Raw genomic sequence first — 24,520 nt, 5'->3', positions numbered from 1 at the left:
CGCGGACGTCCACACGGTGCCGTCAGCGAATTCGATGCGCTCGACCTGGTATTGGGCGTTGTCCTGGATGGTGGTCTGGAGGAACCAGTTCTGCACCGTGACCCGGTCCACCCCATTGCGGTGGGCGAGCACCAGGTCCATGCCGTTCTTGCTGACCAGGATGTCGCTGGCGGCAATGCCGGGGCCGAATTTCAGTACATCGGTCATCAAGGTGGTGGTGAAAACATCTTCCTGGATCAGGTCCTGACCATCGCCCAGATTGAACTCGTAGACATCCGCGCCGCCTGTGCCGCGCAAGGTGTCATTGCCGGCACCGCCCCGGTAGAGATCGCCTGCGGAGTTGAAAAAGCCACTGGTGGTAAACGCAACGGCGCCGAGCACGTCATCGCCCTGGCCACCGATCAGGGTGTCCTGGCCCTGGCCACCGTCGAGGGTGTCGTTGCCGTCGCCACCGTCGAGGGTGTCATTGCCCGACCCGCCATCGAGCAGATCGGCGCCGAGGCCGCCGAGCAGGGTGTCCTGGCCATCATCGCCAAATAAAAGGTCATTGCCACCACGACCTGAAAGTGTATCGTCCCCGGCATTCCCATGGATTTCATAGTCGTCATCATTCGGGGCGATCAAGTTGTCAGGAGACGGGGTACCATCAATTCTGGTGGCCATTTCCTATTTCCTCGCTGTTTCAATAGCCTTACAGCTGCTGTAAACGACAGCAGCGCCGATGAAGCCGAATGCCTTCTTCCTGAAGAAATAACCTGCCTGTTAGTGCAACTAAGGAGAGAACGCAGCGCCTAGGCTGAAATGCTGATGAGCCGGATGACTGGCGTGGTGCATGGCAAGCTTGACGCCTGCCATGTCCAAGCCGATCACCAGGAATTGGGGGGAGTAGGGGGCAGCGATTACCACGCAAACCCCATCAGGCCGGTACGCCATGCTGATTCTCCTCGCTGTAACCAGGAGGTGCTTCACCGTCTGGTGAAGCGTTCGGCTTCCACGCATTGCATCTGCAGGTAGCCGTACCTGGCTCAGGCGCACAACTGAGGTTCAACTAAGCGCTAAAAGCAGAAGGGCAATTGACTGACCGGCCCAGTTGGGTCGTAGGCCGTCAAACAACACATCTAAATGGAAAATCTAGTCAACTTCCATAACCAGCGCCAGAACCAGCAGGCCTTTTTCTTGGACCGAGTTAGATCAGACGGTGCCTTGGATGTAGCGAGCAGTTATAGCTTATGTTCGCAGTGCGACTTACAACTCGATTACTTGCGGCTGATATCCCTTCCAAGTTCAGCTTGACCACATCGGTTACCGGCGCCAATCGCCCGACGCACACCACGAAGAGCGGGTCGGTCGATGGTGGTGTCACCGATTTGCACGGCCAACCCCACACGTGCTGCAGGGCTCTACTGTCAGCCTGGTGATGGATCGCCAGGTTTTGCCGGCACAATTTGCATGAGTCAGCTTGATGCTTTCCTGTAACGGTACTAATACTAATGGACTGCCGGGAGAGGGATGATCATGCAGACGCGCTTCGTTGTGGTGCCCGCTGTACCGCTCAACAAAGAAGTCTATCCTCGCCGTATTGGCTTTCCCGCTGCACTGGGCGAGGGCTATGACCTGTACGATACGCAAGACAAAATCCGCCTGAGCCTTAATCTTCCGACGCGGGCTGAAGCCGAGTTCGAATGTGGGTGCCGCAACCGTTGCCTCGACTCCGGTGAAATTGCCGGTATTGGTTGATGCCTTGACCAATGAGCCGGCGCGGTTAACCGTGGTGACGCAGTGCGTCCAGCAACTGTGCCTTGGTCATGGTGGAGCGCCCCTTGATATCCTTGCTACGTGCTTCCTTCATCAGGCTTTGCTTGCTCTGGGTTTCCAGGGAACTGACCGAAGTGCGCGAATGGCCCTGACGTGATTTCGCGGCACGCTTGGCCGAGTCCGAACGGGCAGTTTTCTTTTCGCTGGCAGAGGTCGTTTTCCCCGAACCGCCTTGTTTCTCACCACCTCCGGACTGCTTGTTGACGGTGGCCCAGGCGCGTGCCTCGGCTTCATCCTTCGACAAACCCTTGTGCTCGTAACCTTCCTCGATGTGCTCGGCTTGGCGCTTTTGCTTGTCTGTGTACTTGCCCTTGTCGCCGCGTGGCATGCTCTTTACTCCTGCTGTGTGTGCCTGAGCGGTTGAAACCATTCGCACAACCAGAGTGCCGGGTAATGGACGAGCGGTGTGTTTGCCATGGATAGCAGTCATTCAATCGACACATTGCGGCGTTAGGGTTGAGACAGGAGCCGTTGCAGGGCTCCAGTCCCTCCAGCTGACTCGGGATGACACATGAAGGCAATGGACACCGCTACAGCCAGGCGCAAAGGTATCAAGCTCCGCGCTACTGTGATTTACCGCAAGGATGGCCAGGTTCTTTTTGTACGCAAGCGCAACGCCAAGTGGAACCTTCCGGGTGGCAGGGTCGAGCCAGACGAAACGCCGCTGCAGGCTGCTCGGCGCGAGATGGCAGAAGAGACCGGCCTGGCATTTGATGAATTGCGCTTCCTCAGCGAGTACCGCGAGGACCGGGTGATTCACTACCTGTTCGAAGCCCGCAGGGCGGGGGACAAACCCCGACCACTGAACGAAATTGACGCCTGCCGCTGGCTCAAGCCCAGGCAGGTGGCGAAGCGCCGGGTAAGGCGGCCGATAAAGACCTTGCTCAGGCGCTGCGCGTAAATGAACGGCGGTGCGTATACGTCAGTGGTTCAACACAGCCCGTCGTAGGAGCGGGTTTACCCGCGAATAGGCCGGGCCTGCTGGCCAATTTCCCTGGCCATTCACCGTTGCTGCCGCCATCGTATTCGCGGGTAAACCCGCTCCTACATTGATCGGTGGTGCATACATATCGGTGGTTCGGCACAGGCTGTTGTAGGAGCGGGTTCACCCGCGAAGAGGCCGGGCCTGCTGGCCAATGTCCCTGGCCATTCACCGTTGCAGCCGCCACCGCATTCGCGGGTGAACCCGCTCCTACACTGATCTGTGGCGCACACACATCGGTGGCTCGGCACAGGCCGTTGTAGGAGCGGGTTTACCCGCGAAAGGGCCGGGCCTGCTGGCGGCAGGCTTCAGTAAACCCGCGGCACAATGATTTCCATCGGCGTCGGGCTGCGGGTGTAATCCTCCTTTCGGACCCGCTGCGGCAGCTCGATCATCGGTACTTCCACTTCTTCATAGGGCATTTGCCCAAGCAGGTGGTGAATGCAATTGAGCCTGGCCTTCTTCTTGTCGTCGGCCTGCACCACCCACCAAGGCGCCTCGGCAATGTGGGTGCGCTCAAGCATGATTTCCTTGGCCTTGGTATAGGCCTCCCAGCGCCGCCGCGATTCCAGGTCCATGGGGCTGAGCTTCCATTGCTTGAGCGGGTCGTGAATCCGGCTGAGAAAGCGCAGGTGCTGTTCCTGATCGGAAATGGAGAACCAGTACTTGATCAGCTGAATGCCCGAGCGGGCGAGCATGCGCTCGAACTCCGGCACGGTGCGGAAAAACTCTTCGTACTGGTCGTCGTTGCAAAAACCCATGACCTTTTCCACGCCAGCGCGGTTGTACCAGCTGCGGTCGAACAACACGATCTCACCGGCCGCCGGCAAATGTGAAACGTAACGCTGGAAGTACCACTGCGTGCGTTCGCGGTCATTGGGGGCGGGCAGGGCAGCAACCCGGCACACCCGCGGGTTCAGGCGCTGGGTAATACGCTTGATCACGCCGCCCTTGCCAGCAGCATCGCGGCCCTCGAACAGGATCACTACTTTATGCCCGGTCTTGACAACCCAGCTTTGCAACTTCACCAGTTCGCCTTGCAGGCGGAACAGTTCGCGGAAATAGGTCCTGCGCGCGGCTTTTTCGCTGCCGTCCTCGACATGTTCGTCAAACAGCGCGTTCAGGTCATGGCCATCTTCGGCCAACTCAAGCTCCAGCTCTTCATCACTGTGGTCAAGCAACTCACGGTGGATGCGCCTCATCAGGTTGTGTTCTGTCGGGGACATGGCATGCGCTCATGCAGGAGAGGGATGGCAAAGTGATAATCGCCTTCGGTTACCAAGGCATGACATCAAGCTGCCGTCATGGCACAGGCAAAAAGCTCTATCTCGCGGCCTGCCTTTCAACAGTCACAAAGCTGTAACACAGCTGATGCAAAGTGTGCCGGCCATCACACGGAGCGCTTTTAGATGATACGCCTGATGAAGTCTGCTGCACTCGCTGTTGCCGTCTCCCTTTGCGCCACTGGTGCAGCCTTTGCCGCAGAAAACGTCCGCCTGACCGGTTCCGGCGCGAGCTTCCCTGCACCCATCTACCTGACCTGGTTCAAGGATTTCAGCAAAAACGCCGAAAGCGTCACCGTTGACTACCAGTCCAAAGGTAGCGGCGCAGGCGTTCAGGACTTTCTGAACAAGACCGTCGACTTCGCCGCCAGCGACTCGGCCATGAGCGAAGCAGACATTGCCAAGGTCGGCGAAGGCGTGCAGCTGCTGCCAATGACCGCCGGTGAAATCGTCCTGGCCTACAACCTGCCGGGCAGCCCGAAAGGCCTGAAACTGCCACGCGATGTGTACTCCAACATCTTCCTGGGCAAGATCACCAAGTGGAACGACCCGCAAATCGTCGCCGCCAACCCGGAGCTGAAGCTGCCTGACATGCCGATCACCGTGGTCGTGCGTGCCGACTCCAGCGGCACCAACGCCGTGTTCACCAAGCACCTGTCGGCCATCAACGCCGACTTCAAGAAAGAGCTGGGTGAAGGTAACACCGTCAACTGGCCTGCCAGTGACAAGTTCATCAAGTCGCCGAAGAACGACGGCGTGACCGCCACCGTTCGCCAGACCCCAGGCGCCATCGGCTACATCGAGTACGGCTTCGCCAAACTGGCCAAGGTCGACTTCGCCCAACTGCAGAACAAGGCCGGCCAATACGTCGTGCCGAACGCCGAGAGCGGTGCCGAGGCACTGGCTGCGGTGAAAATGCCTGAGAACCTGGTCGCTACCCTGCCGGACCCGGAAGGTGCCAAGTCCTACCCGATCACTTCCTACACCTGGATGATCTTCCGCAAGGACAACGGCAACCCGGCCAAGGCCAAGGCCATGCGTGAAATGGTCGAGTACAGCCTGACCCACGGCCAGAAGATCGCCGACTCGATGGGTTACATCCCACTGCCACCGTCGGTTGTCGACCAGGTGCGTAAAGCGTCTGCCAACATCCAGTAATACTCAGGCGCTCCCGGCATCGGCATGAAGCCATGCCGGGGGTGTTTGTCCCTTGTCCCGGAATTCGCCCATGAACACACCTTTTGCCATACCGGATAACCCCGACTCCGCGTGCCAGCCTCCGTCTACGAAAGACTTCCTGGTCGATCGCACCTTCCGTGCGCTCGCACGTATTGGTGTGGTGCTGGTGCTGGCGCTGGTCTTCGCGCTGGTCTACGAAGTGGGCCGCAAGGCACTGCCCGGTATTGAAAAGCACGGCTTCGATGTGCTGTTTGGCAGCGTCTGGGACGTTAACCAAGGCAAGTACGGTATTCTGCCAGCGATCTGGGGCACGCTTTACAGCGCCTTTATCGCATTGTTGATCGCCGGTTTCTTCGGCGTCAGCATGGCCATTTTCCTGACCCAGGATTTCCTGCCGGCCAAGCTCGCCGCGGTGTTTCGCACCATCGTCGAACTGCTCGCCGCCATCCCCAGCGTGGTTTATGGCCTGTGGGGCATCTATGTGGTCATCCCGGCGATTCGCCCGCTGACCGCCTGGTTGAACAGCGAGCTGGGCTGGATCCCGTTTTTCGGCACCTCCTTGAGCGGCCCCGGGCTGCTGCCTGCGGCGCTGGTACTGGCAATCATGATCCTGCCGACCATTGCCGCCGTTTCCCAGGATGCGCTCACCAGCGTACCGATGAAAACCAAGCAGGCCGCCTACGGCATGGGTACCACCCACTGGGAAGCCATCCTCAAAGTGATGGTGCCATCGGCTGCTACCGGCATCTTCGGTTCGCTGGTGCTCGGCCTGGGTCGCGCACTCGGCGAGACCATGGCGCTGGCCATGCTGGTGGGCAACGCCAACACCATTTCCGTTTCCTTGTTCGCCCCGGCCAACACCCTGGCAGCGCTGCTGGCGCTGAACTTCCCGGAAGCCGGCCCGAACGAGGTTGAAGTGCTGATGTATGCAGCACTGGTGCTGATGTTCATCACCTTGTTGGTGAACGTGCTTGGCTCGATGATCATGCTCTACGCCCAGCGGGGTAACAAACAATGACAGACCTGACGACCCCTGTAGCCGCGCTGCCCAGCCTGCAGCGCAAGCTGGAAGGCCGCGCACTGCGAAGCCTGATCCTGACCACGCTGGCCTGGTTCGCGGCACTGGTGGCCAGCGTGCCGCTGATTTCCGTGCTGTACATGCTGATCACCCGCGGCGGTGCACGCCTTAACCTGGAAGTGTTCACCGAACTGCCGCCGACCGGCTTCGAGATGGGCGGCGGTTTCGGTAACGCCATGGCCGGTACCTTCGTCATGGTCGGCATTGCCGCCGCCATCGCGGTACCGGTCGGTATCCTGGCCGCAGTGTTCCTGGCCGAGCTCGGCCCGGACAGCAAGCTGGCCAACGCCGCGCGCTTTGCCGCCAAGATGCTCACCGGCCTGCCGTCGATCCTCGCTGGTGTATTTGCCTACGCCCTGGTGGTGATGACCACCGGTACCTACTCGGCTCCGGCGGGTGGTGTGGCACTGGCGGTACTGATGCTGCCGATCGTGGTGCTGACCGCCGAAGAGTCGATGAAGATGGTGCCCAAGATCATGAAGGACGCCGCCTACGGCATGGGCTGCACCCGTGCCCAGGTGATCTGCAAGATCGTCCTGCCCACCGGTCTGCCGGCCATCCTGACTGGCGTGATGCTGGCCGTGGCCCGTGCCGCTGGCGAAACCGCGCCGCTGCTGTTCACCGCACTGTTCAGCAACTACTGGATCTACCACAACGGCGATCTGGCGGTCATGAACCCTACAGCCTCGCTCGCCGTACTGATTTACAACTTCTCCGGCATGCCGTTCGACAACCAGCTGGAGCTCGCCTGGGCGGCCTCGCTGGTGCTGGTCATGATCGTGCTGGTAATCAACATTCTTAGCCGTGTATTCGGCAAGCCCAAGTATTGAGAAAGGGAGCATCCAACTTGAACGTATCCACTGCGCAAAAAGCCGCTCCCGTGGCCAGCGAAGCAACCCCGATCGTCATGGACTGCAAGCTGGACAAGATCTTCTATGGCAACTTCATGGCCGTTCGCGACAGCCATGTGCCGATCCGCAAAAACGAGATCACCGGCTTCATCGGCCCGTCCGGTTGCGGCAAAAGTACCGTGCTGCGTAGCCTCAACCGCATGAACGACCTGGTAAAGGGCTTCCGCTTCGAAGGCCATGTGCACTTCCTGGGCCAGGACGTTTATGGCAAGGGCGTCGACCCTGTAGTGGTGCGCCGTTACATCGGCATGGTGTTCCAGCAGCCGAACCCGTTCTCGATGAGCATCTTCGACAATGTCGCCTTCGGCTTGCGCCTGAACCGCTACAAAGGCGACCTGGGTGACCGCGTGAAGCATGCCTTGCAAGGTGCCGCGCTGTGGGATGAAGTGAAGGACAAGCTCAAGGTCAGCGGCCTGTCCCTGTCCGGTGGCCAACAGCAGCGCCTGTGCATCGCCCGCGCCATCGCTACCGAGCCAGAAGTGCTGCTGCTGGACGAACCGTGCTCGGCACTTGACCCGATCGCCACCCGCCGCGTGGAAGAGCTGATGGTCGAGCTGAAGAAGGACTACACCATCGCCCTGGTGACCCACAACATGCAGCAGGCGATTCGTGTGGCCGACACCACGGCGTTCTTCTCGGTGGATATCTCCCAGGGTACCCGTACTGGCTACCTGGTCGAGATGGGCCCAACTGCGCAAATCTTCCAGAACCCGCGCGAACAACTGACCAGTGACTACATCAGCGGCAAGTTCAGCTGAGTCACTGGCTTCCAAGGTGGCCGGGTGTTGCAACCAGGGAGGTTGCAACACCCGGCCGCGTTACCTTTCGTTAAAGTGTTACCCGGGATTTCCAATGCGAGCGATGCGTCGTCTAGATCTGTCAGCGGTAGAGCGCGCACTGCGCGAGGTGCAGGGCCGTTTTGCCGAACTCAGCCAGCATTTCACCGAACCACGGGACCCGTTTACCGACGAGGTGCTGCTGAACGTGGTTGAAGGCTATGCCCTGATTGACGATTATGTCGCTCGCGGTATCGACCTGTTCGACCTGCAACAGCTGAACCTGATGCTGGAAATCAACGCCACCGTGCTGTGCGGCAGCGACCCGGCCCGTCGCCTGGAGTTCGCCCCGCACCTGGCCGCAACCGAGGCGCACTTTTTCAACAACGTGGAAGGTGGCATCAAGGATTTGTACAACTGGTACTGCTCGTATGGCAGTGACTCGATCTGGAAGCGAGCAGCCGGTGTGTATGTACGTATCCTCAGCAAACCGCAGCTGTTCATCGAAGGCAACAACCGCACGGGCTCGCTCATCGTCAGCTATTTGCTGATGCGCGCTGGGCTGCCGCCATTCGTGCTGTCGCTGGACAACGCCGAGGGTTACTTCAACCCGTCCTCGGTCATACGCAACTCCGCTAAACACGGTGTCAAGGCATTGTACGAATTACCCAAGATCAAGAAAAAGTACGCCGCTTTCCTTGAAGCGAAGGCACCTGAGCCCGGCAAGTTCTTCCTGCATGGCACGCCTGTGCCGGTTTGTGAGAGGAGCCGCTGATGCAACAGGTATCCATGTTGGAACGCGGGCGACAAGCCATCGAACGCAAGCTCAACCGCGGCCAAGTACGCATATCGTTCGATATCGACGACACGCTGGCCTGCCAGCCCGAGCATGCTGCCGCCGAGGACAGCAAGCTGCCAGGCTTTGTCCATCGCTGGTTGGGCGAGCCACTGCGCAGCGGCACCCGCGAGCTGATCCGCGACCTGCGCCGCCAGGGCTGCAGCATCTGGATCTACACCTCGTCGGGGCGCACACCGGCGTATATCCGCCGCTGGCTGATGCTCTATGGCATTCACGTAGACGGCGTGGTCAACAGTGACCGGCACCAGCACATCCTGGCCCAGAACGGGCTGGAGAATTCGCCCTCGAAGCTGCCGTCGGCCTTTGATATCGATTTGCATGTCGATGACTCAGAAGGCGTGCGGCTGGAAGGCGTCGACCACGGTTTCCGCGTGGTGGTGGTGTGCCCGAAGGATGAAAACTGGGCACAGAAAGTGAAGGAGGCGGCGGTCGATGTGCAGGCACGCCTGGCCTGGCAGCAACCGCACCGCTATGAGATGCCCGCTTGCCAGCGTTCGCAGGCACTGGCTTCCTGATCGGTCGCAATGCCAGCTACCGCATAGCATTCTTCGCGGGTAAACCCGCTCCCACAGGATTTTCGCGGCATTCGCGCCTTGCACAGCACCTGTAGGAGCGGCTTTAGCCGCGAACACCGGCAACGCCGGTGCCATCCACCGCGCAGCCTCAACAAACCCGCTCCTTAAATTGACTGTGTTAACCCGCTCATACAGCGGTATTGATACCCGTCTGCTATCCATGCGTACGCCCTAAGTGTTGCATCCAGACCCAAGCAGGTCCCGAGACCAAATCACCGCGCCACACCCACCGCTCCAAAGCACCCGCCACCCCACGCCAAAGCAGCGTTCCTGGCCATCTGCCCACTTCTGATAATCGCCTCCGACATCCAGTCCCCCGTTTGGAGCGCGCCATGCACAACAACAATAAGCACCTGCCGCCTCGTTTCCTCGCTGCTGCCATCGCCAGCTTTTCTGCCCTTGGCCTGAGCAGCGTCGCCGAAGCCGAGATCATGCTGTACGACAAGGAGCAGACGACGTTTTCCACCGACGGCTACATCAACGCCTTCTACGTCAACAGCAAGGTCGACCGCGAAGGCGAGCAATTTGATCGCCGCCAGTCGCGGGTGAAGATGGGCTTCCTGCCCAACTACATCGGCTTCAACATGGGCAAGCAGGTGGATGACCTGAAGCTCGGCGCGCGAGCCTCGTTCTGGGTAACCATCAACGACAGCGAAACCAATGGAACCGACACCGCCATCGACGTGCGCCAGTTCTATGGCACCGTGGCCAACCCCGAGTGGGGCGAGGTGCTTATCGGCAAGGACTTCGGGCTGTTCGCCCGCTCCAACATCCTGCTTGACGAGCTGCTGGCCGGTTATGGCCAGGTCAGTGACACGCTTGGGCTGGTGGACGGCGGCGGGGTGTCGTTCGGCAACATCGGCAGTGGCTACCCGTACCCGTTCCCCACCTCGCAGATCACCTACCGCACCCCGGTGATGGACGGCCTGCGGGTGGCGGTGGGCATCATGGACCCGGTGGACACCAACGACAGCAGCCCGACCGGCAAGGCCTACCAGGAGAACCCGCGCACCGAGAGTGAAATCACCTACCAGTTCGACCTGGGCGGGGCGCAGATCTACAGCTGGGTCAACGGCAGCTACCAGACCTCCGACAATACTGACCCGAGCGTGGAGTCGGTCACCTCCAAAGGTGTCGGCTATGGCGTGCAGGCCAAGATGGGCGGCTGGTCGCTGACCGGCTCTGGGTTTCAGGCCAAGGGTATCAACCCGTTTTTCACCAACAACGCAGGCGAGCCGGTATTGCGCAATGTCGACAGTGACGGCTACCTGCTGCAGGGCTCGTACAAGTTCGGCAAAAACCGCGTGGCGCTGTCTTATGGCAAGACCAAGGACGATGGCAACGGCGCGGTGGGCAGCGGAGCGGATTACGAGACCCGCGGCGTGGCGTTTTTCCATGACGTCAACGACAACCTCAAGCTGGTTGCCGAGTACAACCAGTTTTCCATCGATGGGCATGAAACCAGTGCGCAGAACGAAGATACCGACACCTTTGCAGTGGGTGCAGTGTTGACCTGGTAGGCCCCACCAGGACAGGCAACGCGGTCAACTGTAGGAGCGGCCTTGTGTCGCGATAGGGCTGCGTAGCAGCCCCAGGATTTATGCGTAATCGCAAATACTGCTGGGGCTGCTTTGCAGCCCTTTCGCGACGCAAGGCCGCTCCTACAAAGTTATGCGCAAGCTGGCAAATTTAGGCCCATGGAACCGCCCACCCGCTACCCAAGTAGCATTCGTCCCCCGTACCCACCTTCGTACACTGGCCCCTCAGCCACCCCGCGCCGGAGACCACGATGCAGCAGGCTCACAACGACGGCGTGGTCAGTGCCATGTCCCAGGCCACCGACGCCCGGCTGGCCGCCCAGGATCTGGCGCGGCAGTTACTGCACCCGCATCTGGGCCTGGTGCTGTTTTTCTGTTCCGCCGAATATGACCTGCGGGAGTTGGCCGAGGCGCTGGAGCAAAGTTTTGGCGGCATCCGTCTGGTGGGTTGCACCAGCGCCGGCGAAATCACCCCGCTGGGCTACGGGCGTAATTGCGTGACAGCGGTGGGTTTCGATCACCGGCACTTTTCCATTGCCACCGAGCTGATCGACGAGATGGAACGCTTCAGCCTGATCGACGCGCAGCTGATGGTCGAACGCCTGGTCGGTACCTGTCGCAGCAACACGCTGGCACCCATCAAGGGCCACAGCTTTGCCTTGACCCTGCTCGACGGCTTGTCCAGCCGTGAGGAAATGGTGCTCGCCGCGCTCAGCGCAGCCCTGGGGGACATCCCGCATTTTGGCGGTTCGGCGGGCGATGACAACTACCTGACCCGCACCCATGTGTATTACGGCGGCGCATTCCACCACGGCGCAGCAGTAGTGGTGCTGGTCAATACCTGGCTCGACTTCGAAGTGTTCACCACCCACCACATCCAGCCAAGGGAAGAAAAGCTGGTGGTCACAGGTGCCGACAGTGCCCAGCGGCGGGTCTTCGAACTGAATGCCGAGCCCGCTGCCGAGGAGTACGCCCGGCACATCGGCGTGCCGGTGGCCGCGCTCGATCACCGGGTGTTCGCTGCCCACCCGCTGGCCGTGCGCATTCACGACCAGTACTACGTGCGGGCGATCCAGCAAGTGCACCCGGACCTTAGCCTGAGTTTCTACTGCGCGGTGGAAAACGGCATCGTGCTCACGGCCATGAGCCCAGGGCCGCTACTGCCGAACCTGCACCAGCTGTTCGACGGCCTGCACCAGCGCCTCGGGCCGTTGTTGCTGACCATCGGTTGCGATTGTTTCCTGCGGCGGCTGGAACTGGAGGGCCACCACGGCCTGGAGCCGATCGGCGCGTTCCTGCGCGAGCAGCGGGTGATTGGCTTCAACACCTACGGAGAACAGTTCAATGGCATGCATATCAACCAGACCTTCACCGGGGTCGCCATTGCCCGCAACCGGCCTCCCGTCAGTTGCTGAACTGCAGGCCGAGGTCGCACGGCTGCAGCACGAAAACCACAAGCTGCAGCGTATCAACGGCGCGCTGATCGAACGCATCGAGTCTGGTGTAACGCGGGGCAACGACCCCTATGCGGCGTTCCAGCATTCGGTGGTGCTGGCCGAGCAGGTGCGCGAACGCACAGATGCCCTGAACCAGGCCATGGCCGAGCTCAAGGCTGTCAACCACCTGCTCAGCGAGGCCCGGCAGCGGGCCGAGACTGCCCACCAGCACCAGATTCGCCTGATTACCGACAATGTCCCTGCGTTGATCGCCTACCTGAATGCCGACCTGGTCTACGAATTTACCAACAAGGTTTACGAAGAATGGTACTGCTGGCCCCGTGGCGTAATGCTTGGCCAGAGCCTGCGCGAGGCCCACAGCGAGCAGCATTACCAGCGCCTGGAGGCTTACGTGGCCCGGGCGCTGGCGGGGGAGAGCGTAACCTTCGAATTTGCCGAAACCAATATCAACGGCCAGGAACGCTACATGCTGCGCTCCTACGTGCCCAACCGCCTGGCCAACGGCGAGGTGGTGGGCATTTTCGTGCTGATCCGCGATATCACCGAGCGCCGTAACACCGCACAGGCGTTGCACCAGGCCTATCAGCACCTGGAGCAAAGGGTGCGCGAGCGCACTGCCGAACTGACCAGCCTCAATGACCAGTTGCTGCGTGAAATCGAGGAACGCAGCCGGGCCGAGTCGCGGCTGCGCGAGGCCAAGCGCGAGGCTGAGCAGGCCAACCTGTCGAAGACCAAGTTCCTTGCCGCAGTCAGCCACGACCTGCTGCAACCGCTGAACGCGGCGCGGCTGTTTACCAGCGCTTTGCTTGAAAACCGCGAGCCGCAAAACTGTGCTCACCTGGTGCGAAATGTCAGCAACTCGCTGGGAGATGTGGAGAGCCTGCTGGGCACCCTGGTGGACATTTCCAAGCTCGATGCCGGGGTGATCAAGGCCGATGTTGCCCCGTTCGCCCTCAGTGAACTGATGGACAACCTCGCTGCAGAATACGCCCAGGTGGCGCGTAGCGAGGGGCTGGCGCTGCACTTCGTGGGTTGTTCTGCCGTGGTGCGCAGTGACATCCAGTTGTTGGCGCGGATCCTGCGCAACCTGCTCAGCAATGCCATCCGCTACACCCGTAGCGGGCGCGTGGTGCTGGGTTGCCGGCGGCTGCGTGGCGGCCTGCGCATCGAAGTGTGGGACAGCGGCATTGGCATTGCCGAAGAGCACCTGGACGAGATGTTCCTGGAGTTCAAACGCGGTGATGTACAGCGCCCGGACCAGGACCGCGGGTTAGGCCTGGGCCTGGCGATCGTGGACAAGATTGCCGGCATTCTCGGCCACCGGATCCGTGTTCGTTCCTGGCTTGGCAAGGGTTCGGTATTTGCCGTCGAGGTGCCGTTGAGCACCACTGCCCCCAAGGCCCAGCCGAGCCAGGTAGTTTGCGAGCCGATGTTCGAGCGCCTGCGCGGGGCGCGGGTATGGGTACTGGATAATGACGCGGCGATCTGTGCTGGTATGCGCACCCTGCTGGAGGGTTGGGGCTGCAAGGTGATTACCGCGTTGTCGGAGGAAGACCTGGCACGCCAGGTGGACAATTATCATGCCGAGGCTGACCTGCTGATTGCCGACTACCACCTGGACAACGACTGCAACGGTGTCGACGCCGTGGCGCGGATCAATGCCCGACGTGCCCAGCCACTACCGGCGCTGATGATCACTGCCAACTACAGCAATGAACTCAAGCAGCAGATCCGCGAGCTTGGCCATACCTTGATGCACAAGCCGGTGCGGCCGTTGAAGCTGAAGACAGCGATGAGCCATTTGCTTGGTAGCAGTGTGGCGTAGCTGCTGGCCTCTTCGCGGCGGTTCGACGCCTCGATAAACCCGCTCCTACAAGGGACTGCGATCGTTGTAGGAGCGGGTTTACCCGCGAATAGGCCACAACAGGTCAACGCCGCAAGTAATCAGCGAAATCGATATCCCCAGCACTCAGGATCGCCTGCACCCGGTTATGCACGTTGAGCTTGCGCAATATCGCCGAAACATGCGCCTTGACCGTGGTTTCGGCAATATCCAGGGTGTAGGCGATCTGCTTGTTCGATTCGCCCTTGGTCATGCGCTCAAGTACCAGCAGCTGCTTGCGGGTCAGGGCCTGGAGCATTTCCGGCGGGAAGCTCGGCGCATCGTTGTGGCGCCGGCTGCTGCTGCTTTTCTGGGCGCGGATGATGTCGGGCGGCAGGTAGACATTGCCGTTGAGGATCTGCTCGATCGCTTCGATCATTTGTGAGCGCGGCGAAGACTTGGTGATGAAACCGACGGCACCGTAGGTAATGGCCTGCAGCACGATCTGCTTTTCCTGCTCGGCCGAAACGATCACCACCGGCGTGGTCGGGGCCTCGTTGCGCAAGGTGATCAGGCCATTGAGGCCATGCATGCCGGGCATGTTCAGGTCGAGCAGGATCAGGTCGAGGTCGTCATGCGCCTGGGTCAAGGCCAGGGCACTGTCCAGGTCGGCGGTTTCCATGACTTCGCTGCCTTGGAAACCATCGCTGATGACGTTGTGGATGGCTTCGCGAAACAGGGGGTGATCGTCGGCAATCAGAATTTTGTACATGGCCTTTTCACCTCGTTTTTATTGGATTGGGCGGGGCACGCGTTCGCAGGCGATGACTTCAGGGGAAGGGCTGCGGTTGCGCCGGCTGCACTGGCAGGTTGGCTTGCTGCCAGGCGTCCAGGCCGTCGCGGTACCAATACAAATTGGTATAGCCCAAGGCTTTCGCGCGTTTTACCGCGTTCCAGCTTAACCAGCAATCGGAGCGGCAGTAAAAGACCAGTGGTTGCTCCGGGTGCCTGGCAGTGGCTTTTTGCAGGTTACGCACGAAGTAGTCCTGCCAGGCCGGGCTCAGTACGCCGTCGCCGGTGTTGGCCAGCCACAGGCTGCCGGGGAGGTTGCTGTGCGGTTCGTCTTCGATGAAGCGGCCTTGCAGCCATTGGCGGCGATAGACGTCGATCAGTACCGGCTTGGGCTGTTGGCCCAGCAACCGCTGGAGTGTGTTGGTGTCGATGACCTGGCCGCCCGCGACCTGTTGCGGGGTTGGGCTGCGGTAGAGGCTGGTGCGATAGCCCTCGGTGGAGAACAGCGGCGCGGTATCGGCCTGGGCGATGCCCAGCGACAGGCTTAGCGAAAGCGCCGCCAGCGATAGGCGTGGCAGCCGGGGCAGGGCACGTGGCATGGGTATTTCCTTTTTGTTATAGGCCCATTACATGCCAGTGGCGGTGCTTTGTGAATGCGACGATAGACAGTAAATGCAGTACTAAAGTAGTAGATGGCTGGAGTAGCTTGCTGCTGATGTTTGCACAGTATCTGCATGCTGACGCGGCCCTTGTAGGAGCGGGTTCATCGAGGCGTCGAACCGCCGCGAACACCGGCATAGCCGGTGCCATCCACCGCGTCGCCTGCTTCGCGGGTGAACCCGCTCCCACAGGGGACTGCCAAATCCAAAGATTGCGGTCGATCAACGCGGCTTGCGCAGCGCCGCATGCTGGGGGTTGAAGGTGAGTATCGCCAGCAGCGTGAACAGTGCGGTCAACCCCAGGCACACCGCCAGCGCCAGCAGGTTCAGCCGCTCATACAGGGCAAACCGCACCAGCTCCACGGCGTGGGTAAACGGGTTCACCGCGCACAGCCAGTACAACCATTCGCTGGCCTCGCGCATCTTCCACAACGGGTACAACGCCGAAGACAGGAAAAACAGCGGGAAGATCACGAAGTTCATTACCCCGGCAAAGTTCTCCAGCTGGCGGATCGCGTTCGACAGCAGTAGCCCCAGGGCGCTGAGCATAAAGGCCACCAGCAGCAACGCCGGCAGCGCCAGCAGCAACCCCGCAGCCGGTGGTCGCACGCCATACACCCAGGCGATGGCCAGGAAGGCGTACACCTGCAGCAGCGATATCAACGAGGTCGCCAGCAGCTTGCTGCCCAGCAGGAATGGCCGCGGCAAGGGGCTGGTCAGCAGCACGCGCATGCTGCCCATCTCGCGGTCATAAACCATCGACAACGAACCCTGCATACCGTTGAACAGCAGGATCATGCAAGCCAGCCCCGGGATGATGTACACCTCGTAGGGGATGTAGGTGTCGTAGGGTTCGATGATCGCGATGCCCAGGGCTGCACGAAACCCGGCGGCAAACACCAGCAGCCACAGTAGCGGGCGCACCAGGGCGCTGAGCAGGCGTGTGCGCTGCAACACGAAGCGCAGCCATTCGCGCAGCATGATGCCGTTGAAACATTGCCAGTAAGCGTTCATCGGCCATGGGCTCCTGTGGGTGCACAGGTCAAGCGGGCAAAGGCATTGTCGAGGTCGCCGCCGTGCTCCAGGCTCAGCGCATCGGCTGTGCCGCTGGCCACCAGGCGCCCCTGATGCAGGATCAGCAGGTCATCGCTGGGCTGCACTTCGTCCAGCAGGTGGGTGGTCCACAGCACGCTCAGCTGCTGCTCGCGGCACAGCCGCCGCAGGTGCTGGTTGAGCGCCAGGCGGCTGGCCGGGTCAAGGCCGACACTGGCTTCGTCAAGCAACAGCAAGCGCGGCTCATGCAGCAGCGCGCGGGCAATTTCCACCCGGCGCCGATGGCCAATATTCAGCTCGCGAACACGATCGCCCCGGCGTTCGCCCAAGCCTTGGCGCGCCAGTTCGGCCTCGACCCGCAAATTGCTCAGGCGCCGCGACAGGCCATGCAGCGCGGCGTGGTAGCGCAGGTTCTGCTCGACGCTCAGGTCCAGGTCCAGGGTGCTTTGCTGAAACACCACGCCCAGCTGGCGCAAGGCCGGGCGTGCGGCATTGCGCAGCGAGCAGCCGCACACGCGGATGTCGCCATGCTGCAAGTCGTACAGGCGGGTGAGCAGGGCGATCAAGGTCGACTTGCCGGCGCCATTGGGGCCCAGCAACGCTGCGAAGCGCCCGGGCGCGAGGCTGAAACCGACCTGTTTGAGCGCTTCGCGCGGGCCATAGGCGAAGCTCACGTCACTGACTTCGAGGGCGTTCATGGCGTCACCACCACACCCCAAGGGTAGCGCCCGACCTTCACCGACTTGAGCACCTTGAGGTTTTTCGCATCAATCACCGAAACGTCGCCGCTGACCCCGTTGGTGGCCAGCAACTGGCTCTGGTCCGGGGTGAATGCCAGCTGCCAGACCCGCCGCCCGACCAGCAGGTAGTCGAGCACTTCATAAGTCTTGGCATCAATCACCGCCACATGGTTGGCCGGGCCCAGGGCGACGAAGGCGTACTTGCCATCTGCACTGAGCTTGATGCCCACCGGCTGGACCTTGTCCGGGTGCACGCCCTTGATCTGGAAGTTCAGGGTTTTCAGCACCTGGCGCGTGGCCACGTCAAGAATGGTCACCGTGCCGCCGATTTCCGCCGAGGCCCACAGCTTTGATCCGTCCTGGTTGAACTCGACGAAGCGCGGCCGCTGATCGACCAGGGTGCTGTCGGCCAGGGTCTGGGTGCTGGTGTCGATCCAGTGCAGCATGTTGGTGGTTTCGCTGGTGTTGACCGCCCACTTGCCATCCGGGCTTACCGCCATGCCCTCGGGTTCGATACCGACGTCGATCTGCCCCAGCACTTTGTCGGTCACGGTGTCGATCACCGTGACCAGCGCGTCGTCCTCGTTGGACACGTACAACCAGCGGTCGTTGGGATGCAGGGCGAACTGCTCGGGGTCCTTGCCGGAGGGCAGCTCCTTGATGATCTTGCGGGTGGCCACGTCCATCACCTGCACCCGGTCCGAATCGCTGGCGCAGATGTACAGCAGCTTTTTGTCGTGGGACAGCAGCAGGCCGCGCGGGCGCTGGCCTACCGGCAAGGTCTCGGTGACTTGCAGGGTTTGCATGTCGATCAAGCTGAGGCTGTTGTCTTTCTCGTTGGAGACCCAGGCGGTAGCGGCCATGGCGTGCCCGCTGGCCAGCGCCAGTGCGCTCGACAGCAGGCAGGGGTACAGCAGGGCCCGGGGGAAGAGGGGGCGGCGCATGGCGAATTCCTTATTGTTGTGTTTGTCGGCTCATGGGTAGCTGCAGGTCACTTCGGGCTTGTCGTAGCCCAGGCTGTCCATTTCGTTGAAGGGGTGCAGGAAGCCCTCCTGCGGCGAGGTGCTGACCAGGGCACGTGGCTGCACCAGCGGGATCGGTTGGCGCAGCTCGCCGTTCCATGGGCGGTAACTGAGCTTGCGGCCCTTGAAACCGTCCAGCGGCAATTGCTCGCTCAGCAGCAGTTGCTGCAGCGCGCGCGGTTCGGCCTGGCGCAGTTTGCTGACCGCGCTGGCAACGCTGCGCACGGCCATCCAGGCAGCGAAGTCGCGGTCGTTCATCCAGCGCCCGGCCTGGGCCTCGAAGCGCTTTTGCAGCTGTGCCGCGCCAAAGGTTTCCACGGTCTTGTGCCAGCCGGTGGGGGTCAGGCCCTGGGTGCCGGCGACCGGGCGCGGGTACCAGGTCTGGTAGGGCAGGTATTCGCCAAAGTCGCCGCGCTCGTCGGCCACCAGCACCACGTCGTACTCGGCGGTTTGCGTGAACAGCGGCATGTCGGCCTGGGCGCTGCGGCGCTGGTCGTTGTCGAAAGTCCAGGTTTTTTCCGCCACCAGCTGCACGCCAAAGCGTTTCACCGAGCGGCGCAGGGCGGCGGCGTAGGCCCGGTCGTCCTCGGTCTGGCCGACTACCAGCAGCGCCCGCTGCCATTTGCGCAGCACCAGGAACTGCACCAATGCATCGGCCAGCATGGCCCGGCCAGGCAAGCTGTGCAGCACATTGCCCAGGCACTGGTTGCTGCGCAGGCTGTCGTCGGGGCTGCCGGCATTGAACAGCAGGCTGTCGGGCAGGGCGGCAGACAGTGCGCGCAGGCTGCTTGCCGGCGCATTGACCACGAACAGGCGCAGGCCTTGGTCGTGCTGGGCCTTGGCCGCCTGCAGCAGTGCCTGGGGGCTGTCGACGTTGGCGCTGGCCAGCTGGAACTGCTGCTGCAGGAAGCGCCCGGTGCTGTTGCTGTCGACTATGGCCAGCTCGGCACCTTGCAGCCCGGCATCGGCGGGTTCGGGGATGATATTGGACAGCAGCGGGCCTGGGTCTGGGTGATAGCCCAGGTAGCCGATGCGTACTTGCAGCGGTTCTGCGGCCTGGCCCTGGGCGGCAGGCGCCAGGGGCGCAAGCAGCGCGGCGGCCAGGGCCAGCAGGCAGGTCAGGGCAAGGTGGGCAGGCTGGCGCATAAGGCAACTCCACGGCAGATGGCGCCAGCATAGGAAGCCTGCCGGGAGAGGGAAATATGCAGAAAGTAGCGCTGGGCCGGTACCAAGGTAGTAATTCCGCGCGGCTGTCGCGGTTTTACGATGGACCGCAGCGCCCCTGAAGAGAACCGCCCATGCGCCTGATCAACCTGTCTGCGCTGTGGCGCATCAACCTTTGGGTCACAGGCTGCTTTGCCCTGGTGACAGTGGCCTGTGCCGGAGTGCTGCTACACCAGGCGGTGGCCGATGTCGAGCGAGAGCTGCAGTCTGCCGAAGCCGTGGTGACCTACCTTGCCGATAGCGCCGAACGCGACCCGGCCAGCCTGCAACCCAGCCTGACGCAGAACCTGCGCCACGTGCGGGTGCACTGGCTGGTACCGGGGCAGGCAGCGCGCCTGCCAGGCGCAGCCGGTGTCGATGCCTGGCTGGGCCGCCAGCTGTTCGGCGAACGCCACCACAGCGGCCGGCTGCTGGAGCTGGGTGACGGGCGCAGGGTGCTGATAGCCGTGGATGCGCGGGATGAAATCGATGAGGTCTGGGACTCGCTGCAACAACTGCTGAGCCTCTGCGGCCTGGCCTTGTTGTTGAGCCTGCTGACCATCCGCTGGGCGGTACGTCGGGCCATGGGCTTGCTGGATGAACTGCTGGGGGCATTGCGCCAGGTTTCGGCAGGGCAGCTGACGGGGCGCCTGCGCGAGCAAGGCCTGCCGGAAGCGCGCCAGCTGGCGGAGCACTTCAACCGCATGGTCGCGAACCTGCAGCAGGCGCATGCCGACAATACCCAACTGACCCAGGCCCTGCTGGCGGTGCAGGAGCAGGAACGTACCCGGCTGGCGCAGACCCTGCACGATGATCTCGGGCAATACCTGGCCGGTATCCGCGCCCAGGGTTGCCTGCTGCGCATGGCCGCCGACCAGCCCACGGTGGTGAAGCAGACCGCGCAGGCCCTGGAACTCAACTGCGAACGCCTGCAGCAAGGCTTCCGGGCCTTGGTGCATGACCTGTATCCGGTAGCCCTGCAGCACATGCCACTGGCTGAAGCCTTTGGCGTGTTGGTCGACCAGTGGCAGGCCAGCCAGGGCATCGCTTGCCGCTTGCGGGTTGGCGAGCATTTGCCGGTGCTGCCTGGGGCGAGCAGGACGCATTTGTACCGGCTGCTGCAGGAGGCGCTGACCAACGTCGCCCGGCATGCCGGTGCCAGCCAGGTGCAGGTGCGCCTGCAGCGCAGCGCCAAGGGCTTGCGCCTGTTCGTGCGTGACAATGGCTGCGGTGCACAGCAACCCCAGCGCCCCGGGGTGGGCCTGCACTCGATGGCCGAGCGCGCCCGCAGCCTGGGCGGTGATTTGCGCATCCTCAGCCGCCCGGGTGGCGGCTGGGCGCTGGCCCTGAACATTCCCAAGGAGGTGTGATGAATATCGTATTGGTCGATGACCATGCCGTGGTCCGCCAGGGCTATGCCAGCCTGTTGCGGGCGGTGTTGCCGACAATGCAGGTGCGCGAGGCCGCCAGTGGCGAAGAGGCGCTGGCCCGGGTGCAGGAGCAGGTACCCAATCTGGTGATCATGGACTTCGGCCTGCCGGGCATCAGCGGGCTGGAAACCACCCGCCGCCTGCGCCAGCGCCTGCCGCAGCTGCGGGTATTGTTTTTCAGCATGCACGACGAGCTGCCGCTGGTGCGCCAGGCGCTGGAGGCGGGCGCTTCGGGCTACCTGACCAAGAACTCGGCACCCGAGGTGCTGATCGAGGCGGTGCAGCGGGTGCTGGCCGGGCATGCCTACATTGAGCAGCCGTTGGCCACGCAGTTGGCCTGCACCTCGCAACAGAACGAACGCGACCCGCGCCTGCAGCGCATGACCCAGCGTGAGCTGGAGATTTTCGTGATGCTGGCCAAGGGCACTCCGGCGCGGGTGATTGCCGAGCAGCTGTGCATCAGCGCCAAGACCGTGTCCAACCATTTGACCTTGCTCAAGAGCAAGTTGCAGGTGAGTTCGCATGCCGAGCTGGTGCACCTGGGGATTGATCTGGGGGTGGTGCGGGTGGCGGGGTAGCGTTTCAGCACCTCTCTCACAGCATTAGCAGGGCCCCTGTGGGAGCGGGTTCACCCGCGAACACCGGCGAAGCCGGTGCTATGTATCGCGTGAGCTTCTTCGCGGGTAAACCCGCTCCCACAGGAGAGGAGAGTGGCTTCATCATTTATCCCAGGTTTCAGGGCAGCCCGTGCACTCCTCCATGTTGGCCTCCTGAAAATTCCCGTAGTGCTGCCGCGCCCCGCGCAGATCGGCGCGGGCCAGGTTGCTCTGGCCGAACTTGGCTTCCTGCAGGTTGGCATCGCCCAGGTTGGCCCCTTGCAGGTCGGCCTTGCTCAACCACGCCATCTCCAGGTCCGCCGCCTGCAGGTTGGCCTGCTGCAGCTTGGCCCCCGATAGCCGGGCAAACTGCAGGTAGGCCGCGCTGAGGTCGGCTTGCTCGAACTGTGCCCCCTGGGCGAACAAGCCCCAACCCTGGATGGCCACCAGCCGGCTATGGCTCAGGTCGGCCAGGCGCAGGTTGCTTTGCTGCAGGCTGGCGCGGGTCAGGTTGGCGCCTTGCAGGCGGGCCTTTTCCAGGTTGGCCAGGTCCAGCTGGGCGTGGCGCAGGTCGGCATCGCGCAGGTCGGCGCCGGCCAGGTTCATCTTGCGCAGGTCCTGGTTGGCCAGGTTGGCGCCGCGCAGGTTGGCACCTGGGCACTGGCTGGCTTCGGCAATGATGCAGCCGTTGATGGTCAGGGGGATATCGTTGCCATCGTCATCAGTATTTGCCGCCAGGGCCGGAGAGAGTAGCAACAGCAGGGCGAAGGGCAGGTAGTTCATCGCGAAAGGCTCTCGACAGAAAACGGGCAAAACGGGGAGGGGCACAGGCCGCTCCCCGCTGCAGGTCACCGCTGTGCGGTCTTGTTGTCCCAGCTCGGGATCTTGAACACCCAGAACGAGCCACCCTGGGCCACCGGCTTGGTCAGCTCGGCCATGTCGCCGCCCCACAGCGGCACCGCGCCGCCATAACCGACGGTGACGCCGATGTACTGCTCGCCGTCCTGTTCCCAGGTGATCGGCGGCGAGACGATGCCGCTGCCGGTCTGGAACTTCCACAGCTCCTTGCCCGTCTTGGCGTCGAAGGCCTTGAAAAAGCCATCGCCGGTGCCGGTGAACACCAGGTTACCCTTGGTTGCCAGCACGCCGGCCCACAGCGGCAGGTGCTCCTTGTGCTCCCACACCAGCTTGCCGGTAGTCGGGTCCATGGCGCGCAAGGTACCGACGTGGTCGTCGTACATGCGCTTGATGCGGAACCCCATGCCCAGGTAGGCAGAGCCTTTCTTGTAGTTCACTTCCTCGGTCCAGTACTCCTCTTTCCACTGGTTGCCGGGGATGTAGAACAGGCCGGTTTCCTGGCTGTAGGCCATGGGGTTCCAGTTCTTGCCACCGAGGAACGGCGGCGAGACCTCAACCGGCTTGCCCTTGGTTTCACCCGGCAGCGGCTTGGCCGGGCGTTGGCCGGGGTTTTCCACCGGGCGCCCGGTCTTCAGGTCGATGTGGCTGGCCCAGGTGATGTTGTCGACGAAGGGGAAGGCGTTCTGCAACTTGCCGTTGTTGCGGTCGACCACGTAGAAGAAGCCGTTGCGGTCGGCGTGGCCGGTGGCCTTGACCACTTTGCCGTCCTTGTCCTTGTAGTCGAACAGCACCAGTTCGTTGTTGCCGGAGAAATCCCAGGCATCGTTGGGGGTGTGCTGGTAGAACCATTTGACCTCGCCGGTGCTCGGGTCGACGCCGACCTGGCCGGAGGTGTACAGGCTGTCGAAGTCATGCGGGTTGCCGTCTTTCGAGGTGCGTGCCCAAGTGTTCCATGGGCCCGGGTTGCCGGCGCCGACAATGATGGTGTTGGTTTCGGGGTCGAAGCTGGCGCTTTGCCAAGGGGCACCACCGCCGTGGCTCCAGGCTTCGACCTTGCCGGTTGCGGTGGTCGGGTCGTCCGGCCAGGACGGCGCCTTGACGTCGCCGGTCGGGGTGCTGTCCTTGCCGTTCAGGCGGCCCATATGGCCCTCGACGAAGGGCCGCATCCACACCTCGTCGCCGGTGTCCGGGTCGCGCGCGAACAACTGGCCGACCACGCCAAACTCATCACCGGAGCTGCCGTGGATCAGCAGTACCTTGCCGCTGGTCTTGTCCTTGATCAGCACCGGGGCGCCGGTCATGGTGTAGCCGGCGCTGTGGTCGCCGAACTTCTTGTTCCACACCACCTTGCCGGTGTGCTTGTCGAGGGCGATGACCCGCGCGTCGAGGGTGCCGAAGTAGATCTTGTCGCCGTAGATGGCCGCGCCACGGTTGACCACGTCACAGCACGGGCGAATGTTGTCGGGCAGGCGGTGGTTGTAGGTCCACAGGCGCTTGCCGGTCTTGGCATCGAGGGCGAATACCCGCGAGTACGAGCCGGTAACGTAGACCACGCCATCGCTGACGATGGCCTGCGATTCCTGGCCGCGCTGCTTCTCGTCGCCGAATGAGTAGGACCAGGCCGGGGTCAGCTTGAACACGTTCTTGTCATTGACCTGGGCCAGCGGGCTCCAGCGCTGGGCGTTGGTGCCCATGCCGTATTGCAGCACGTCGTTGGTGGTGAGGTGGTCGTTGGCGATGTCTTCCCAGCTGACATTCTTGCCGGCAGGTGCCGCAGGGGTGGTGGCCGCTGTTGCCACAGTGCCCAGGGCCAGGCTGCCGGCCATCAGCAGCACGCGCACGCTCAGGGCCAGAGGGGAAAGGGCGGGTAGCGATCTTATTGTCATGGTTGC

At 62.3% G+C, this 24,520-nt stretch carries 24 protein-coding genes; 13 read left to right on the top strand and 11 right to left on the bottom strand.

Translation table 11 applies throughout. The features are described from left to right. Positions 1–663, bottom strand: a 663-nt coding sequence (locus tag ACIP1G_RS08470; protein ID WP_400735431.1) for a calcium-binding protein, incomplete at its 3' end; no start/stop codon positions are given. Between the two features lie 846 nt (positions 664–1,509). Here ACIP1G_RS08470 and ACIP1G_RS08465 point away from each other — a divergent pair. After that, the gene (locus ACIP1G_RS08465) at positions 1,510–1,737 is read left to right on the top strand and encodes a hypothetical protein (RefSeq protein ID WP_400735429.1); all 228 of its coding nucleotides are present in this window, start codon (positions 1,510–1,512) and stop codon (positions 1,735–1,737) included. Between the two features lie 25 nt (positions 1,738–1,762). Here ACIP1G_RS08465 and ACIP1G_RS08460 read toward each other — a convergent pair whose 3' ends face one another. Then, positions 1,763–2,143, bottom strand: coding sequence for a termination factor Rho (locus ACIP1G_RS08460; RefSeq protein ID WP_400735428.1), 381 nt, complete (start codon positions 2,141–2,143; stop codon positions 1,763–1,765). Between the two features lie 183 nt (positions 2,144–2,326). Here ACIP1G_RS08460 and ACIP1G_RS08455 point away from each other — a divergent pair, with 183 nt between their 5' ends. Next, positions 2,327–2,716 (top strand): NUDIX hydrolase, encoded by a 390-nt coding sequence (locus ACIP1G_RS08455; RefSeq protein WP_400735426.1) that lies wholly within the window; start codon positions 2,327–2,329, stop codon positions 2,714–2,716. Between the two features lie 389 nt (positions 2,717–3,105). Here the strand turns inward: ACIP1G_RS08455 and ppk2 are convergent, their stop codons facing one another. After that, entirely contained in the window at positions 3,106–4,023 is a 918-nt protein-coding gene (ppk2, locus tag ACIP1G_RS08450; protein ID WP_400735424.1) for a polyphosphate kinase 2, read from the bottom strand. A 183-nt stretch (positions 4,024–4,206) separates the two neighbouring features. Between ppk2 and pstS the strand changes: the two genes are divergently transcribed. The 9 genes from pstS (at position 4,207) to ACIP1G_RS08405 (ending at position 14,278) form a co-directional block, all read left to right on the top strand. Next, a complete protein-coding gene (pstS, locus tag ACIP1G_RS08445) occupies positions 4,207–5,238 on the top strand; it encodes a phosphate ABC transporter substrate-binding protein PstS (protein WP_400735422.1) in 1,032 nt (343 codons plus the stop codon). A 70-nt stretch (positions 5,239–5,308) separates the two neighbouring features. Beyond that, positions 5,309–6,277 (top strand): phosphate ABC transporter permease subunit PstC, encoded by a 969-nt coding sequence (pstC, locus tag ACIP1G_RS08440; RefSeq protein WP_400735420.1) that lies wholly within the window; start codon positions 5,309–5,311, stop codon positions 6,275–6,277. After that, the gene (pstA, locus tag ACIP1G_RS08435) at positions 6,274–7,167 is read left to right on the top strand and encodes a phosphate ABC transporter permease PstA (protein ID WP_400735418.1); all 894 of its coding nucleotides are present in this window, start codon (positions 6,274–6,276) and stop codon (positions 7,165–7,167) included. The genes pstC and pstA overlap by 4 nt, the downstream gene beginning before the upstream one ends. A 77-nt stretch (positions 7,168–7,244) precedes the next feature. After that, positions 7,245–8,006: a phosphate ABC transporter ATP-binding protein PstB gene (gene pstB / locus ACIP1G_RS08430; RefSeq protein ID WP_017148287.1), complete on the top strand. Its 762-nt coding sequence runs from the start codon at positions 7,245–7,247 to the stop codon at positions 8,004–8,006. Between the two features lie 94 nt (positions 8,007–8,100). Continuing rightward, on the top strand, positions 8,101–8,799 hold the full coding sequence (locus ACIP1G_RS08425; protein ID WP_400735416.1) for a hypothetical protein: 699 nt from the start codon (positions 8,101–8,103) through the stop codon (positions 8,797–8,799). Continuing rightward, a complete protein-coding gene (locus ACIP1G_RS08420) occupies positions 8,799–9,398 on the top strand; it encodes a hypothetical protein (protein ID WP_400735414.1) in 600 nt (199 codons plus the stop codon). Before ACIP1G_RS08425 ends, ACIP1G_RS08420 begins: the two co-directional genes overlap by 1 nt. Positions 9,399–9,790: 392 nt before the next feature. Next, positions 9,791–10,978, top strand: coding sequence for a porin (locus ACIP1G_RS08415; RefSeq protein ID WP_400735412.1), 1,188 nt, complete (start codon positions 9,791–9,793; stop codon positions 10,976–10,978). Between the two features lie 269 nt (positions 10,979–11,247). After that, a complete protein-coding gene (nosP, locus tag ACIP1G_RS08410; protein ID WP_400735410.1) occupies positions 11,248–12,411 on the top strand; it encodes a nitric oxide-sensing protein NosP in 1,164 nt (387 codons plus the stop codon). Next, positions 12,380–14,278: a NahK/ErcS family hybrid sensor histidine kinase/response regulator gene (locus ACIP1G_RS08405; protein ID WP_400735408.1), complete on the top strand. Its 1,899-nt coding sequence runs from the start codon at positions 12,380–12,382 to the stop codon at positions 14,276–14,278. Before nosP ends, ACIP1G_RS08405 begins: the two co-directional genes overlap by 32 nt. A 103-nt stretch (positions 14,279–14,381) precedes the next feature. On the opposite strand, the gene ACIP1G_RS08400 is transcribed toward ACIP1G_RS08405, so the two are convergent. From ACIP1G_RS08400 to ACIP1G_RS08375, 6 genes are all read right to left on the bottom strand, one after another. Next, positions 14,382–15,047, bottom strand: a complete 666-nt coding sequence (locus ACIP1G_RS08400) for a response regulator transcription factor (protein ID WP_346645323.1) — start codon at positions 15,045–15,047, stop codon at positions 14,382–14,384. Between the two features lie 58 nt (positions 15,048–15,105). Beyond that, positions 15,106–15,666, bottom strand: a complete 561-nt coding sequence (locus ACIP1G_RS08395; RefSeq protein WP_400735406.1) for a PQQ-dependent catabolism-associated CXXCW motif protein — start codon at positions 15,664–15,666, stop codon at positions 15,106–15,108. A gap of 282 nt (positions 15,667–15,948) precedes the next feature. Next, positions 15,949–16,740 carry an ABC transporter permease gene (locus ACIP1G_RS08390; RefSeq protein WP_400735404.1) on the bottom strand — a complete coding sequence of 264 codons (792 nt, stop codon included), beginning with the start codon at positions 16,738–16,740 and terminating at the stop codon, positions 15,949–15,951. Then, complete coding sequence (locus ACIP1G_RS08385) at positions 16,737–17,477, bottom strand: ABC transporter ATP-binding protein (protein ID WP_400735403.1); 741 nt, start codon at positions 17,475–17,477, stop codon at positions 16,737–16,739. Before ACIP1G_RS08385 ends, ACIP1G_RS08390 begins: the two co-directional genes overlap by 4 nt. Further along, positions 17,474–18,463 carry a YVTN family beta-propeller repeat protein gene (locus ACIP1G_RS08380; protein WP_400735402.1) on the bottom strand — a complete coding sequence of 330 codons (990 nt, stop codon included), beginning with the start codon at positions 18,461–18,463 and terminating at the stop codon, positions 17,474–17,476. Before ACIP1G_RS08380 ends, ACIP1G_RS08385 begins: the two co-directional genes overlap by 4 nt. 30 nt (positions 18,464–18,493) lie before the next feature. Then, positions 18,494–19,687, bottom strand: a complete 1,194-nt coding sequence (locus ACIP1G_RS08375) for an ABC transporter substrate-binding protein (RefSeq protein ID WP_400735401.1) — start codon at positions 19,685–19,687, stop codon at positions 18,494–18,496. A gap of 152 nt (positions 19,688–19,839) precedes the next feature. Between ACIP1G_RS08375 and ACIP1G_RS08370 the strand changes: the two genes are divergently transcribed. Together ACIP1G_RS08370 and ACIP1G_RS08365 are read left to right on the top strand one after the other, a co-directional pair. Next, entirely contained in the window at positions 19,840–21,114 is a 1,275-nt protein-coding gene (locus tag ACIP1G_RS08370; RefSeq protein WP_400735400.1) for a histidine kinase, read from the top strand. Then, entirely contained in the window at positions 21,114–21,752 is a 639-nt protein-coding gene (locus ACIP1G_RS08365; protein WP_400735399.1) for a response regulator, read from the top strand. Before ACIP1G_RS08370 ends, ACIP1G_RS08365 begins: the two co-directional genes overlap by 1 nt. Positions 21,753–21,893: 141 nt before the next feature. On the opposite strand, the gene ACIP1G_RS08360 is transcribed toward ACIP1G_RS08365, so the two are convergent. Further along, positions 21,894–22,553 carry a pentapeptide repeat-containing protein gene (locus ACIP1G_RS08360; RefSeq protein WP_400735398.1) on the bottom strand — a complete coding sequence of 220 codons (660 nt, stop codon included), beginning with the start codon at positions 22,551–22,553 and terminating at the stop codon, positions 21,894–21,896. Positions 22,554–22,618: 65 nt separating this feature from the next. Then, on the bottom strand, positions 22,619–24,514 hold the full coding sequence (gene exaA, locus ACIP1G_RS08355; protein WP_400735397.1) for a quinoprotein ethanol dehydrogenase: 1,896 nt from the start codon (positions 24,512–24,514) through the stop codon (positions 22,619–22,621). Positions 24,515–24,520: the final 6 nt, after the last annotated feature.

It is taken from the genome of Pseudomonas sp. NPDC089392 (genome assembly GCF_044749595.1).
GTDB lineage: Bacteria > Pseudomonadota > Gammaproteobacteria > Pseudomonadales > Pseudomonadaceae > Aquipseudomonas.
This window is presented reverse-complemented; position numbering and strand designations above follow the sequence as displayed.

Coding starts and splice junctions, on each gene's coding strand:
- ACIP1G_RS08370 (WP_400735400.1), top strand. CDS start 19,840: ATGCGCCTGATCAACCTGTCTGCGCTGTGGCGCATCAACCTTTGGGTC.
- ACIP1G_RS08425 (WP_400735416.1), top strand. CDS start 8,101: ATGCGAGCGATGCGTCGTCTAGATCTGTCAGCGGTAGAGCGCGCACTG.
- ACIP1G_RS08360 (WP_400735398.1), bottom strand. CDS start 22,553: ATGAACTACCTGCCCTTCGCCCTGCTGTTGCTACTCTCTCCGGCCCTG.
- pstB (WP_017148287.1), top strand. CDS start 7,245: ATGGACTGCAAGCTGGACAAGATCTTCTATGGCAACTTCATGGCCGTT.
- ACIP1G_RS08460 (WP_400735428.1), bottom strand. CDS start 2,143: ATGCCACGCGGCGACAAGGGCAAGTACACAGACAAGCAAAAGCGCCAA.
- ACIP1G_RS08385 (WP_400735403.1), bottom strand. CDS start 17,477: ATGAACGCCCTCGAAGTCAGTGACGTGAGCTTCGCCTATGGCCCGCGC.
- nosP (WP_400735410.1), top strand. CDS start 11,248: ATGCAGCAGGCTCACAACGACGGCGTGGTCAGTGCCATGTCCCAGGCC.
- ACIP1G_RS08420 (WP_400735414.1), top strand. CDS start 8,799: ATGCAACAGGTATCCATGTTGGAACGCGGGCGACAAGCCATCGAACGC.
- ppk2 (WP_400735424.1), bottom strand. CDS start 4,023: ATGTCCCCGACAGAACACAACCTGATGAGGCGCATCCACCGTGAGTTG.
- ACIP1G_RS08395 (WP_400735406.1), bottom strand. CDS start 15,666: ATGCCACGTGCCCTGCCCCGGCTGCCACGCCTATCGCTGGCGGCGCTT.
- ACIP1G_RS08380 (WP_400735402.1), bottom strand. CDS start 18,463: ATGCGCCGCCCCCTCTTCCCCCGGGCCCTGCTGTACCCCTGCCTGCTG.
- ACIP1G_RS08365 (WP_400735399.1), top strand. CDS start 21,114: ATGAATATCGTATTGGTCGATGACCATGCCGTGGTCCGCCAGGGCTAT.
- ACIP1G_RS08390 (WP_400735404.1), bottom strand. CDS start 16,740: ATGAACGCTTACTGGCAATGTTTCAACGGCATCATGCTGCGCGAATGG.
- ACIP1G_RS08400 (WP_346645323.1), bottom strand. CDS start 15,047: ATGTACAAAATTCTGATTGCCGACGATCACCCCCTGTTTCGCGAAGCC.
- ACIP1G_RS08455 (WP_400735426.1), top strand. CDS start 2,327: ATGAAGGCAATGGACACCGCTACAGCCAGGCGCAAAGGTATCAAGCTC.
- pstA (WP_400735418.1), top strand. CDS start 6,274: ATGACAGACCTGACGACCCCTGTAGCCGCGCTGCCCAGCCTGCAGCGC.
- ACIP1G_RS08465 (WP_400735429.1), top strand. CDS start 1,510: ATGATCATGCAGACGCGCTTCGTTGTGGTGCCCGCTGTACCGCTCAAC.
- pstS (WP_400735422.1), top strand. CDS start 4,207: ATGATACGCCTGATGAAGTCTGCTGCACTCGCTGTTGCCGTCTCCCTT.
- ACIP1G_RS08415 (WP_400735412.1), top strand. CDS start 9,791: ATGCACAACAACAATAAGCACCTGCCGCCTCGTTTCCTCGCTGCTGCC.
- exaA (WP_400735397.1), bottom strand. CDS start 24,514: ATGACAATAAGATCGCTACCCGCCCTTTCCCCTCTGGCCCTGAGCGTG.
- pstC (WP_400735420.1), top strand. CDS start 5,309: ATGAACACACCTTTTGCCATACCGGATAACCCCGACTCCGCGTGCCAG.
- ACIP1G_RS08375 (WP_400735401.1), bottom strand. CDS start 19,687: ATGCGCCAGCCTGCCCACCTTGCCCTGACCTGCCTGCTGGCCCTGGCC.